Raw genomic sequence first — 13,451 nt, 5'->3', positions numbered from 1 at the left:
TCAATTTTTAGTAAGGTGAGCAGGCAAATAGAGTCGTTGCCGAATAGGCAATACGAGCGCTATCAATATTTCATAATACTAATTTCACAGTGGCTTTATTAAGATGCCCCAAACTATGACAATCCAAACTATGACATCACAAGCGAAAGATTCTCAACCGATGACGTTTCAAGATCTCATCCTAACCTTGCAAAACTATTGGGCTGACAAAGGCTGCGTGGTCTTGCAGCCTTACGATATGGAAGTCGGTGCCGGTACCTTTCATACGGCGACGTTTTTGCGCTCGCTTGGCCCCGAGCGCTGGAATGCCGCTTATGTGCAGCCATCACGCCGCCCGACAGACGGCCGCTACGGTGACAACCCAAACCGCTTGCAGCATTATTACCAGTTTCAAGTGGTACTAAAACCCAACCCGCCCAATATCCAAGAGTTGTATTTGGACTCACTGCGCGCCATCGGTATCGATCCGCTGGTTCATGACGTGCGTTTTGTCGAAGACAACTGGGAATCGCCAACGCTTGGGGCGTGGGGGCTGGGCTGGGAGATTTGGCTAAACGGTATGGAAGTCACGCAGTTTACCTATTTTCAGCAAGTGGGCGGCATTGAGTGCTTTCCAGTCACCGGTGAGATTACTTACGGTCTTGAGCGTCTAGCGATGTATGTACAAGGCGTCGATAGCGTCTATGATTTGGTTTGGGCGGATGGTGAGTTTGGCCGCGTGACCTATGGCGATGTCTTTCATCAAAACGAAGTGGAGCAGTCCACTTATAACTTTGAGCACGCCGATGTACCGATGATGGGGCAGATGTTTGATTTTTATGAGCAGCAGGCTGATAAGCTTGTGGCCGAAGGATTGCCGCTGCCAGCCTACGAGATGGTACTCAAAGCCTCTCATGCGTTTAATTTACTTGATGCCCGCGGTGCGATTTCGGTCACTGAGCGTCAGCGCTTTATTTTGCGTGTCCGTACCTTGGCGCGCAAAGTGGCCTTTGGGTATGTCGAAGCGCGTGCCAAGCTTGGCTTCCCATTGGCTGATGAAGAACATCGCCAAGCGGCGCTCGATAAGTATCTACCAAAAGCACCAGAAGAAGACGCGGCAGCAGACGATGTGACAGGCGATAAAGCCGTGACCAACAACCACCAATCTACCAACGACAAATAGGAGCATCCCATGAGTACTATTTTATTTGAACTGGGGTGTGAAGAGCTACCTCCAAAAAGCCTAAAACCGCTACGTGATGCCCTGCAAACGAGTGTCACCGAGCAACTAAATGACGCCGATATCAGTTTTGATGGCATCAAGTCCTTTGCCGCACCGCGCCGTTTGGCGATTCAGATCACAGGAATTAGCGACAAGCAGCCTGATCGTACCGAACAAAAACGTGGCCCTGCGATTAAAGCAGCGTTTGATAGCGATGGCAACCCAACCCGTGCAGCGATGGGCTTTGCTAAGGGTTTAGGGATTGAAGCCAGCGAGCTGATAACGATTAACACCGATAAAGGGGATTATGTCGGCTACGAGCAGACCATTCACGGTCAAGCGACCACAGAGCTGCTACCGAGCATCTTTCAGACGGCATTAGATAGTCTGCCAATTGCCAAGCGTATGCGCTCAGGTAGCAGCCGAGAAGAGTTTGTGCGTCCGGTACAGTGGACAGTCTTGATGCAAGACGATGCAGTGATCGATGCCACTATCCAAGGGCATCAAACCAGCAACCAAACCCGTGGTCACCGCTTCCACAGCCCTGACTATCGTAAGATTGCTCATGCTACCGACTATGAGTCGCTACTAACGGATCTAAAAGTGGTGGCCGATTTTGATAAGCGTCAAATGCTTATCAAAAACCAAGTCAAAGCACTGGCCGATGAAGTCAATGCCGACGCCATCGTACCGCAAGAGTTGCTAGATGAAGTGACCGCGCTGGTTGATTTCCCGATTGCGCTTAGAGCAAGCTTTGAGCCGCGCTTTTTGCAAGTGCCGCAAGAGGCGCTAATCTCCACCATGCAAGCGGATCAAAAGTATTTTTGCTTAACCGATAAAGCAGGTAAGTTGCAACCGTACTTTATTTTTATCACCAATATTGAGTCCACAGATCCCAACCAAATCATCGAAGGCAACGAAAAAGTCGTGCGGCCGCGCTTGGCTGATGCCGAGTTTTTCTTTTTGCAAGATCAAAAACAGCCATTGTTTGCTTTGACCGAGAGCTTAAAGACTCGCGTTTTCCAAGACAAGCTCGGTACGATTTGGGAAAAGTCTGAGCGTATCGCCAAGCTTGCTGCCTTTGTTGCCACTTTGATGCAGCAGCAAGGCCACGATATCGAAGTCGAAGACACCGTGCGCGCTGCCATCTTGTCCAAAGCCGATCTAGCAAGCTCGTTGGTCGGTGAGTATCCGGAGTTGCAAGGTATCGCCGGAACCTACTATGCACGCTTAAATGGTGAGCCTGCGGCAGTCGCGGCCAGCCTGCAAGAGCAGTATTTGCCGAAGTTTAGCGGGGATGTATTGCCGCAGACGCCGATTGGTATTTGTTTGGCATTGGCTGATCGTTTGGATACGCTGGTCGGTATTTTTGCCATTGACCAAGCACCTACCGGCTCAAAAGATCCGTTTAGTCTGCGCCGCTCGGCCATTGGTATTTTGCGTATCTTGATCGAAAAACAGCTACCTATCAACCTTGCCGCTTTGGTTGAGCAAGCGGTTAAAGGCTATAGCACCAGCGATGGCAGTAAGATTGCCAAAATGGGTGATACTTTTACTCAAGTGATGGGCTTCTTAAATTCTCGCTATCGGGCGATGTACACCGAGCAAGGCGTGAGCGTCGATACCATCCAAGCGGTGCAAGCGATCCAGCCGCATATGCCGCTGGATTTTGATCAGCGTATTCGTGCGGTACAAGCGTTTAGTGAGCTGGCTCAAGCTGAAAAACTTGCCGATTCAAACAAGCGGGTGGCAAATATATTGGCCAAGTCAGAGGTCAGCGTGGCAGATAACGTCGACGAGGCGCTATTGTCTGAGCCTGCTGAGCAAGAATTGTATCAGGCTGTTCAACAAGCGCAAACAGCGGTCAAGCCTTTGCTAGAAACCGCTGACTATACGCAAGTTTTGCAAACGCTGGCAAGTCTGGATGCGCCTTTGACCCAATTTTTCGCTGATGTCATGGTCAACAGTGAAGATGCGGCGCTAAAAAACAACCGCTTGGCACTGCTCAAGCAAGTACGAGCGCTGTTTTTGACCGTGGCTGATATCAGTGAATTACAGCTATAGCGCTCGTTGTCGCTAAGATATAATCAAGTCAGGTCAGTATCAAAAGAATACAGCGAGACTGGGATAAATTTTTTGCCGCACCTATCGGCGCAGCACCGCACGCAAGGGAATTTGTACCAGTCTAGCGAGGTTATAACGTGTATCTCTTTTATTTAGTAACGACTATATCTATTATAGTCAAAGGTTCTCAGCCTGTTTTTGCTGGTTTATATCGCATCTACCAGCCTATTTAGCCCATAAAAAAGCTGGCCTTATATTGCCAGCTTTGTGGGCGATGCTGCCGCGCTGCATTTATCATCTCTGAACCCGTCTTCAAAGGAGCACCGCCGTGTTTGCTGTGATTGTTGTGATTCTCATCATCTGGGCTGTGATGTGGGCCTTTTATAAGTTTATGTATCCGCGGCCGCCCAAAAGCATGATGCCGCAAAAAGGCGATGTGGTCACACCGCGCACCTGTGACTTTTGTGGCAATAGCTTGGCTGAGTACCGCGGTGTCCTCGAAACCAAGCCTGCATCTGTCACGACAAATACTGCACAGCCAAGTTCTGGTAGTATGGAGACGGCTGGCAGTATGGAGACGGATAGTAACGTTTTGTTTTTTTGCAATTACGAGCATCAGGCAGACTATCATGCAGGCAAGGTATATGATCCTAATGCATGATGGCGGCTAGCCATAGTATAAAAAAAGCGTATAAAAAAAGCGCTTGGCTCTATGAGCCAAGCGCTTTTTTGCTTACTCATAAATTCTCTTTTTAACCTATCTATCAAGTAGGCCAAAAGACGCGCTGGCCTACAAAATAGATTGGGCGTCTTTCATGATCTTATTGAGTAGCGCCCCAGACTGTTTGTCTTGCTGCAGGCGATCCTCTTCGCTTCTTTGATTGGCATGGATTTTTTCATACAAGTTAAGGCAGCACAGCACCAGCAGGCTTTCTTGGCTCAGGCTGGGTGCCTCACGTCTAAGATCCAGTGCGTAGTTATTGATATAAGAGACGGCAGATAGTAGCTCTTCTTGCTCATGGATCGGACAGTAAATGGGGTAGGTCACGCCCGCGATGACAATATCGACTTTTTTGACTTGTGACTCGGGTGTCATAGGCTTGCTGGTAGCGCCTGCCGTGGTTGGGCTGATAGAGGCTTTGGATACGCTTGGCTCTGCTTGTTTAGGCGAGTTGTTTGCGGCATTGGTATGGTCATCAGTCATGATAAATCCTACAATATATGGGTCAGTAAATGGGGGTATCAGCTATTATAGCGATCACCAAGACTCTAACCTTCGGCTTGGTCGATACGCGTGAGGCGTTTGAGGACAACTTGAGTACGCTCTGCTGCCAACTGGTTTTTTTTCTGTAATTCGCTATTTTGTTGTTTGATATCGCTATACTGCTGCTTTAGTTCATTATTATGCTGCTGCAATTCACGGTTTTGTTGTTGTAATTGGCTGATCTGCTTCTGTAACTTGTCTTGCTCTTCACCGATCATATGATGGGCTTCGGCCAAGCTTTGATAACGTTTATCCAGATCGTTCAGTTGTTTTTTGGCACCGTCACGCTCGCTATGGCTGGTATTTAGCTTGTTTTGTAAGTCGGTGATTTGCTTTGGATCTGTGGTTGGCTGCTTTTTTAGGCTGCTAAGTTCAGCACTGACAAGCTGATACTGTTTTTTGATGTCGAGTATCATTTTTTCTAATATTCTAAGTTGATCGTACATAGTCAGTTTTTATCCTTAACAAGTAAGCGTGAATGAATTTTGTTTTGTGTATTTAATAATGCCATAGGTGACCGCATAATATCTATATCAACAAAGTAATTACATATACCTAAATCTTATCTATGTATTTTTTGACTCAGCGCGATGAGTGGTATCGAGCTGATTTTTTGTTTTATAAGCGATTTTTCTGATTTTATAAGTCACAACCATTTACTAGGACAATTATTATGAATGACAATATCTCTGGCTGGAATACGTGGCTAACCGCATTTGACGACTGGAATGACGTATCGATCAGTGAGGTGCATGGTCTGATGACGGGGCTGATGACGGCGTGTAACGCGCCTGACGAGCAAGTATGGGCAAAGGTGTTTGAAGAGCTGAGCTTTGCGCCACTGCCTGAAGCGGCGCTGACTTTGCTCGCAGAAGAAGCAGAAGACACGGTGTTTCAGCTCAAAGACAAAGACGATGCTTATGCGTATATGCCGCTGCTACCAGATGACGAACACGATCTATACGAGCGTGTGATGGCGTTGAAACAGTGGGCCAATGGTTTTATGACAGGCTTTGGTATCACTGACTGTCAGATCAGTGGGGATGAAAACGAGATGCTATCGGATTTGGCCAAGATTGGGGCGATTCGTCTGGCAGAAGATGAGGACTTTGAGGGCGGCGAAGAGTCTTATTTGTATATTTACGAGTTTGCGCGGATGGTGCCCGTGAGCTTTGCAACTCGCAAGCGCAAACCAGTAAAAGACATCGCGCTAATCGCTGGATTGGCCATCGATGCAAAAACCACCAAAGAGCTACAAGCAGAGGGTAAGTTGCCAAAACCAATGCCGCCTGTGATGGACGCGATGAACCAAAATAATCCCTCTTAAACCTCAAAGGGGGACGACGCCTATATCGTAACAGATACCTCATAATAAGGATGTTTTATGACTTTACATAGTGATGATCAGCGCAAAGACGACTCGTACATCATTGGCTATCCTACGGATAGTATCGACTGGCTTAGGCGTTTGATTGGTTTTGATACCGTCAGTCGCCACTCAAATCTAGCGTTGATTGAGGATGTGCAAGGGTACTGTGAGCAGTTGGGTTTGACCGTAGATCTGACCTTTAATGACGCCAAAGATAAGGCCAATTTGTTTGTCACAGTACCTGCTGGGGCAAACGCTGATGAGGTGAACCACGGTCTGGTGCTGTCCGGTCATACCGATGTGGTGCCAGTGGAAGGGCAGGACTGGGCGACAGCGCCGTTTACTGCTACCATTCGCGGCGATAAGCTCTATGGCCGCGGTGCCTGCGACATGAAAGGCTTTATTGCTTGCGCGCTGACACTATTACCGCAAGCAGTAAAGCTGTCTAACGCCGGTCAATTGCGCCGGCCGTTGCATTTGGCATTGTCGTTTGATGAAGAGGTTGGCTGCTTGGGTGCGCCATTGCTGCTGGCGGATCTCAAGGCGCGCGGTATCACGCCTGATTATTGTATCGTCGGCGAGCCGACCAATATGACGATGGTTGTCGCGCACAAAGGCATCGCGGTTTATCGTTGCCGTGTACATGGTCAGTCGGCGCATTCGTCATTGACCGCGCAAGGTGTCAACGCCATCAGCTATGCCAGCCGTTTGATTGGTTATGTCGATGAGCTGGCAGACGAGATCAGCGGCCGTGATGACAATGATGAGTGGTTTGATGTGCCGTACTCGACGTTGTCTGTCGGCACCATACAAGGCGGCACTGCGACCAATATAGTGCCCAATCTGTGTGAGTTTACCTTTGATTATCGTAACCTGCCGCACATGACACAAGACGATATCTTGGTACCGATCAAAGCCAAGGTTGCAGAGCTAAGCGCGCAGATGCAAGCGCGTGCTGCTGATACCGGCATTGAGCTGCTACAGATGGAGGCCGTACCTGCAATGACTGACAACGACAGTGCCGAGCTACAAGCGCTGATAGCGGCGCTCACCGATGATGACACCCGTCACAAAGTGGCTTATGCCACAGAGGGCGGACAGTTCACCAATAGTGGTATTCCGACGATTATCTGCGGTCCTGGTAGTATCGAGCAGGCGCATAAGGCTGATGAGTTTGTCGCGCTCAGTGAGATGGCGCGCTGTGATGCGTTTTTGCAAAAGTTATTAGCAAGCGCTACATCGCAGTCGTGAGTTTAATACAGTCAATTTGATATAAAAACAAGACGACACAACGTTTTATTGGAGCGCCTTGATAGCCACGTATCTGATGTATTTGGATTCGCCTATAGCGAGTCTGACGCATAAAATCGCTTGTTTTCGATATAAGTAGGCATAAAATACACCGTCCTTATGATGGTGTTTACGTGTCTTCGTTTTCGGTATATTCAGTTATTTTTATAAAAAAGTAGGGGTTGGCTGATGTCTTGGCATCTGTTTGCGATGTTTTTTGCAAGTACGTTTTTTATCTCGGCGACCCCTGGTCCTAATATGCTGCTGGCGTTTCAGTATGGGATGAACTATGGGGTAAAGCGCACGCTATGGACGCTGGCGGGTCTGAGCCTTGGGCTGTTTTTGTTGTTGCTATCGACGCTACTGGGGCTCGATGTAATTAGTCGTCAGTCGCCGTGGCTGCTGACCCTGATTAAGACCGTTGGTGCTGCTTATTTGATCTATTTGGGTATCAGCTCTTGGCGTGATGCAAGTGCAGGCAGCTTGATGAATGATGCGCGCGAGATGAGCGAAGAGGTGGCGGCCGATTATCCAGAGAGCTTGCCGTCCTTGGCCGCGCACGACACGCCTCGGCCGCGTTCGCTCTCTAGCGCCGCGGTAAAGGCCTCGCCGAGCAATATGACGTTATTTCGTGCTGGGGTATGGGTATCGTTGTCCAACCCCAAAGCCATTTTGTTTTTTGCCGCCTTTTTCCCCAAGTTTATCAATTTTAGTGCGCCATTATGGCCGCAGTATCTTATGCTGACTTGCGGGCTGTTTTTGAGTGAGACGATTTGGCAGATTGTCTATACGCTTGGTGGCAAAAAGCTGGCCAGCTGGCTAGATGTTGGCAGTCGCTTAGCATGGCTCAACCGTGGCTGCGGGGTGATATTTATCCTTATTGCAGCAGCACTATTGGCTGAGGTATTAAATGGATTTATGGTTTAATCTTGCCAAGGCTGAATGTTCAACACGTTCTAGCCACTGCTAAAAAAAGCCGCTCCCTACCTCAGTAGAGAGCGGCTTTTTGATGAGCGTTTAAGAAGCAGAAGACTGATATCTACGCAGGCAACATTACGCCAATACCTCGACCAGCTCACCCTTGACCATGTGCGGGCTGACGAAGTCGGTCACGCGTACGCTGACGATTTTACCGAGTAACTCGTTCATTTGTGCCTCATTATAAGGGAACATCACCGTGCGGGTGTTGTCCGCGGTACCAATCAAGCAGTCAGGGTGACGATCGGCCACTTGCTCGACCAAGACACGCGTCGTGGTGCCGACCATCTCATGGGTCTTGGCTAGCGTTGACTCAACAATGACTTTTTGAAATTCTGCTAAGCGCGCTTTTTTGGTAGCAAAGCTCACATCGTCAGGCAGCTCAGCGGCGGGCGTGCCCGGGCGCTTAGAGTAAATAAAGCTGTACGAGTGATCAAAGTTCAACGCCTTTGCCAAGTTCAATGTATCTTGAAAATCTTCATCGGTCTCACCAGGGAACCCAATGATAAAGTCGCTCGATAAGTGAATGTCGGGGCGAATGGCTTTTAACTTATTGATCTGATTGATATAGACATCGATAGTATGGTTGCGTTTCATCGCCGCAAGGATACTATTTGAGCCGCTTTGCACCGGCAGGTGTAGGTGCGACACCAGCTCTGGCAGCTTGGCATAAGCATCGATGATATCGTCAGTAAACTCCAGCGGGTGGCTGGTGGTATAGCGAATACGCTCGATACCATCGACGTGCGAGACATAGTGCAGCAATTCTGCAAAACGGCAAATACTGCCGTCGTCTTTTTCGCCGCGATAGCCATTGACGTTTTGACCAAGTAGGTTTATCTCACGAATGCCTTGCTCGGCAAGACTGTCAATCTCGGCCAAGACGTCATCGAGCGGGCGCGAGAGCTCTTCACCGCGAGTATAAGGCACCACACAAAACGAGCAATACTTCGAGCAGCCTTCCATGATAGAGACAAATGCTTTGTAGCCCTCGACACGCGGCTCCGGCAAAAAGTCAAACTTCTCGATACTCGGAAATGACACATCAATGGTGCCAATACGGTTTTTGGGTGAGATATTACGCTGCTCATTTGATTGATCATACAGCTCTGGCAGACGGTGCAAGGTTTGTGGACCAAACACCATGTCGACATAGGGCGCGCGTTTTTGAATGTTATCGCCTTCTTGTGAGGCCACACAGCCGCCGACACCGATGACAAGGTCAGGACGTTTTTCTTTCAGTTTGCGCCAGCGGCCCAGCTCTGAAAAGACTTTTTCTTGCGCTTTTTCGCGGATAGAGCAGGTGTTCATCAGCAGGACATCTGCTTCATCGATGTTGTGCGTGACCTCCATGCCGTGTGAATCACCGAGCACATCGAGCATCTTGCCAGAATCATAGACGTTCATCTGACAGCCTTGCGTGGTGACAAAGACTTTTTTGGTCGGGCCTTGATCGGCAGACATGCTGGCAGAACTTGAGTCTTTGAGTGCCGCAACGGTAGGCGCGCTCGCCGTTGTTGGGGTAACATTAGCGTCATCGAGGCGGGGATTAAATACAGTAACACTCATAAGGATAAGTCCATGATTGACTAAAATATAGCAGGGTAGCCGATTAACAGGTGGCGTATTTTATCACAACCCTGTGCCAATGTGAAAAATTAGCAAGGGTCATTAAGCGGCGATAAGGTGGGTTATTTCTAACAGTATCAATTATTTACTGCGATTAATCACCACTTTGCAACATAACGCCGCTTACTATCACTTTTATGTTACACCGTACTGTCGTATTTATTAACAAAAGGTAAAGGTGATGGTTGAAAGTGCAACGGGTATAGTATGATAAGTGGCATACGCTTAGCGGTACGTGATAAACCGCTGTTTACCTATTGATAAAGACATAAGAAAGAGAGTCAGTATGACAAAGTTGCGCGCCGCTCATAGCATCAAGGATAGAGCCTCTGTTCATCGAGAATACCGCCCATCGCGGTTAACCACCAGTACGCTGCGGTTTGGCGTCTTCATGGCGACAGCCCTTGGTGCGCTTGGTCTATCACAAGTTGCTTGTGCGGAGCTGGCGTGGGGCGAGGATGACCGCTTTGAGCAAAAACCCAGTTATAAACAAGACAACAGCATTGACTCGTTTATGGCGGCGGCGATAGCAGCCGATCGGGGAGATGTCAGCGCACTGTATAATTACGAACAGTTGATGAGTGGTGGGTTGTTTGCGATGTACCCGACCTATTGGCGCATGAATCTGGATTTGGGCTCACAAAGCTCGGCGGCGGTGGCACAGTTTGTCCGTCAGTATCCTAATACGGTCATGGCCGAAAAGCTGGTGGCGGACTTTGCTGAGACCAAAGCGGCAGCCAATGACTATGCTGCTGTACGGCAAGTGGCCAATCTGATAACCAATGCCGATAGCTCTGAGCGCTGTGCGGTGGCGCTTGGCTTTAATAATGGCGGCGATACCATGCGTGCCATGGCGGCCAAGTCTGATGTATGGCTGACCACCAAAAAGCAGCCAGCACTGTGTGATCAGCTGGCGATGGAGATGAACAATAACGCCTTGATTAGCAACCAAGATCGCGCCGCGCGCCTCAAGCGTATGCTACGTAAAGGCAAGACGGGCGATATCATGGCTTTGTCATCGCGTTTAGGGACGCCCATTGCTTATGCGGCGTTGAGTGAGATTCAGCTCAACCCATCAGCGTTTTTTACGCGTTTTGGTCGTGAGCCTGCCAGCCAAACCAACCAATACTTGTACTTATATGCATTGGGCCGCGTCGCTGATAAGTCTTATCGTGAAGCAGCGCTACAGTTGGACTTTGATATCAAACAAGACAATCAGCGCGCGACACGCTTGCTCAATGACGAAACCCGCCGCTACGCCTATCGTATCCTTGGGGTACAGCGTATGAATCATAATACCGATGATGGGTTTAATGCTGAGGCGGTGGACTGGTTTCGCAATAGCTTAGATGATGACTTTAACTTTGAAGAAGCCGAAGACTATGCCATGGCCGCGATTCGCTTTAGCCGCTGGGATGATGTGGTCGAAGCCATCTCAAAGATGGATGGCGAAACCCAAAAAAGCAATCAGTGGCAATATTGGCTGGCACGCGCTTATGAGCAATCAAGTGATGCAGGTAAACGCGGCCTAGCAAAAAGAATGTATCAAAATATCGCCAAGAGTAATGATTACTATGGCCTGCTAGCAAAAGATAAAGTCGGTCAGCGTTTTGATGCCAGCCGTTTGGGCGGCAATAACTTGCCCACTGTCAGCGCCGCAGATCGCGCCCGCGTCATGCAAAACCCACACTTTGCCCGTGCATTTGCACTATACAACTCTGACGCGAGTCGCGGCTACGCCAACCGCGAGTGGAACTGGGCTGTCAAGCAGGCTCGAGACAATCGTGATAACAGTCTCATCATTGCTGCCGCTCGGCAGGCCTACGACATGGGCTGGCTGGATCGGGCGATTTATGCGATTGATAATACCGATAGCGTAAACAGTCTGGCGCTATCGCATCCGATGCCGCACCAGAGCGCAGTGGTACGCTATAGCCAGTCGGCGGGCATCGACCCTGCGTGGGCTTATGGCATCATGCGTCAAGAGAGCCGTTTTGTGACATCGGCACGCTCAAACGTTGGTGCAAGCGGCTTGATGCAAATCATGCCAGGTACAGCAAAGTATATCGCTCGTCATTTGGGCGAGAGCTATAGCGCCAGCCGTGCCAACAGCGGCGACACTAATATCCGCTATGGCACATGGTATATGGGTGATATCTTAGGCAAGCTCAACTATCAGCCAGTACTGGCCACCGCAGGCTATAATGCTGGACCCAACAACGCCAAACGCTGGCAGCCTGTGTATGGCTCACTTGCGGCCGACCAGTATGTGGAGTCGATAGCTTTTCCTGAGACTCGTAACTATGTCAAGCATGTGATGGAAAACGCGACGGTATATAGCAGTTTGCTTGGCCGCAGTCAGCCGATCTCGCAGCGTATGGGCACCGTGCCAGCAGCGTTTTAATACGTTTATCCTTTAATTAATAGCCATCAATGCGTCGTCTTTGATGGTTTGTCTTTGGTGGCTTATTTTAGGGCAGATGTAGCGACAACTTGGCCATTGCTCGTGGCGCTGCCGCTTTGGCACAGACCTGACTTTGTCAGGGAGCCGCATATATGGCGGTGTTACTGCCGCCGCCTTGCTCCGATGTTTACGTTTCTGCTATAGATTAAAAAAAACGGTTTGCTACCATGACTTTATTGTGTTGTGGTTATTGGCCTGTTGTTTAGCGCCAAAGTTTTGTGTTTATCAATTGGTAAGCACTTATATTTTTGTTACCGTTATGCTTAGTAAGCCTCGCGATGTCCGATATCGACGTCTTTGTGCAGCCCTAAGTGATAGCCCATGTTTTGTCATTGCTAGATATTTCCAGCCTCCTATGATCAAAAAATATTTTACCCTGTCTGTATTATCAAAAGCGAGGCATCCCTCATCATCACAGATGAAAATGCACTTGTCTTATAAGTCGACGTCCAAGTTTAGCCCATCTGGCCGAGCCATTATGGCGTCATCTAGTATAGGCGCGCTGATCATGTTGCAAGGCGTGATGTTGTTACCCGCGCACGCTGCTAGCACCGTCAAGACAGGACAGCGGGTGTTGATGATTGAGATGACCCCTGCGCTATGCAGCATACAGCCGACACGCGCGCGCATGCGTCAATGCCTAGAAGGCTATTCTTTGACGGTGTCGGGGCTAGATATGGGCTATGGTGAGCGCTGCGGCGTGGGCAGTGAGCCGCGTCTGACACCGCTACAGCTAAAAATCGTCAATCGTATCATGCCTGATACCACGGTTCGTAGTCAGGCATGGCAGCGTTACGGCGCTTGTAGCCCTCTGAGTGCGGCCAGTTATTTTCGTCAAATCACCAACTACGCGGGTGCGCTAAAACTCCCAAACGAGCTGAATACGGGGAACAGCTACACTGTATCTAAGGCGCGATTTATCAGTCAAATGACGCGCTTAAATAGCGGTATGTCCGCCAGTGGTATTGATCTGATCTGTCAGGCTGGCAATCGTCGTCAGTCGATTTTGACCGACATTCATGTCTGCTATGATGGCAGTGATTTTGGTAAGTGCTATCAAGTGGTGAATAATTGCGGTAGTAAGTTTATCATCTCAGGTGGTAAGTAGATGTTGCCGTACTCCAACATGGACACTGGCCGCTGTACTATTCGGGTATGAGCGCTGCTTTTTTGCAGGCTGTGTTGCTATGCT

General features: G+C 49.2%; 11 protein-coding genes. 8 read left to right on the top strand and 3 right to left on the bottom strand.

Going from position 1 to position 13,451, the window contains the following annotated elements; translation table 11 throughout:
- Window positions 1–115 precede the first annotated feature (115 nt).
- From glyQ to C6W44_RS02485, 3 genes are all read left to right on the top strand, one after another.
- The gene (gene glyQ, locus C6W44_RS02495; protein ID WP_075100430.1) at window positions 116–1,162 is read left to right on the top strand and encodes a glycine--tRNA ligase subunit alpha; all 1,047 of its coding nucleotides are present in this window, start codon (window positions 116–118) and stop codon (window positions 1,160–1,162) included.
- A 9-nt stretch (window positions 1,163–1,171) separates the two neighbouring features.
- The gene (glyS, locus tag C6W44_RS02490) at window positions 1,172–3,265 is read left to right on the top strand and encodes a glycine--tRNA ligase subunit beta (protein ID WP_105244093.1); all 2,094 of its coding nucleotides are present in this window, start codon (window positions 1,172–1,174) and stop codon (window positions 3,263–3,265) included.
- Window positions 3,266–3,593: 328 nt separating this feature from the next.
- The gene (locus tag C6W44_RS02485) at window positions 3,594–3,926 is read left to right on the top strand and encodes a hypothetical protein (RefSeq protein ID WP_227526333.1); all 333 of its coding nucleotides are present in this window, start codon (window positions 3,594–3,596) and stop codon (window positions 3,924–3,926) included.
- 129 nt (window positions 3,927–4,055) lie between these two features.
- Here the strand turns inward: C6W44_RS02485 and C6W44_RS02480 are convergent, their stop codons facing one another.
- Together C6W44_RS02480 and C6W44_RS02475 are read right to left on the bottom strand one after the other, a co-directional pair.
- Window positions 4,056–4,469, bottom strand: coding sequence for a cell division protein ZapA (locus tag C6W44_RS02480; protein ID WP_105244092.1), 414 nt, complete (start codon window positions 4,467–4,469; stop codon window positions 4,056–4,058).
- A gap of 65 nt (window positions 4,470–4,534) precedes the next feature.
- Entirely contained in the window at window positions 4,535–4,975 is a 441-nt protein-coding gene (locus C6W44_RS02475; RefSeq protein ID WP_105244091.1) for a hypothetical protein, read from the bottom strand.
- 227 nt (window positions 4,976–5,202) lie between these two features.
- On the opposite strand from C6W44_RS02475, the gene C6W44_RS02470 reads away from it, so the two are divergent.
- From C6W44_RS02470 to C6W44_RS02460, 3 genes are all read left to right on the top strand, one after another.
- The gene (locus C6W44_RS02470; protein ID WP_105244090.1) at window positions 5,203–5,856 is read left to right on the top strand and encodes a UPF0149 family protein; all 654 of its coding nucleotides are present in this window, start codon (window positions 5,203–5,205) and stop codon (window positions 5,854–5,856) included.
- Between the two features lie 57 nt (window positions 5,857–5,913).
- A complete protein-coding gene (argE, locus tag C6W44_RS02465) occupies window positions 5,914–7,149 on the top strand; it encodes an acetylornithine deacetylase (protein WP_105244089.1) in 1,236 nt (411 codons plus the stop codon).
- A gap of 228 nt (window positions 7,150–7,377) precedes the next feature.
- Window positions 7,378–8,115 (top strand): LysE family translocator, encoded by a 738-nt coding sequence (locus C6W44_RS02460; protein ID WP_105244088.1) that lies wholly within the window; start codon window positions 7,378–7,380, stop codon window positions 8,113–8,115.
- A gap of 126 nt (window positions 8,116–8,241) precedes the next feature.
- Here C6W44_RS02460 and miaB read toward each other — a convergent pair whose 3' ends face one another.
- The gene (gene miaB / locus C6W44_RS02455) at window positions 8,242–9,735 is read right to left on the bottom strand and encodes a tRNA (N6-isopentenyl adenosine(37)-C2)-methylthiotransferase MiaB (RefSeq protein ID WP_105244087.1); all 1,494 of its coding nucleotides are present in this window, start codon (window positions 9,733–9,735) and stop codon (window positions 8,242–8,244) included.
- A gap of 451 nt (window positions 9,736–10,186) precedes the next feature.
- On the opposite strand from miaB, the gene C6W44_RS02450 reads away from it, so the two are divergent.
- Together C6W44_RS02450 and C6W44_RS02445 are read left to right on the top strand one after the other, a co-directional pair.
- Window positions 10,187–12,199, top strand: coding sequence for a transglycosylase SLT domain-containing protein (locus tag C6W44_RS02450; RefSeq protein WP_413772331.1), 2,013 nt, complete (start codon window positions 10,187–10,189; stop codon window positions 12,197–12,199).
- Between the two features lie 538 nt (window positions 12,200–12,737).
- Window positions 12,738–13,367, top strand: coding sequence for a hypothetical protein (locus C6W44_RS02445; protein ID WP_227526332.1), 630 nt, complete (start codon window positions 12,738–12,740; stop codon window positions 13,365–13,367).
- Window positions 13,368–13,451 lie beyond the last annotated feature (84 nt).

This window comes from Psychrobacter sp. Marseille-P5312, from assembly GCF_900291405.1.
GTDB classification, from domain to species: domain Bacteria; phylum Pseudomonadota; class Gammaproteobacteria; order Pseudomonadales; family Moraxellaceae; genus Psychrobacter; species Psychrobacter celer.
The sequence above is the reverse complement of the archived record's forward strand: the minus strand, read 5'-3'. Positions and strand labels throughout refer to the sequence as shown.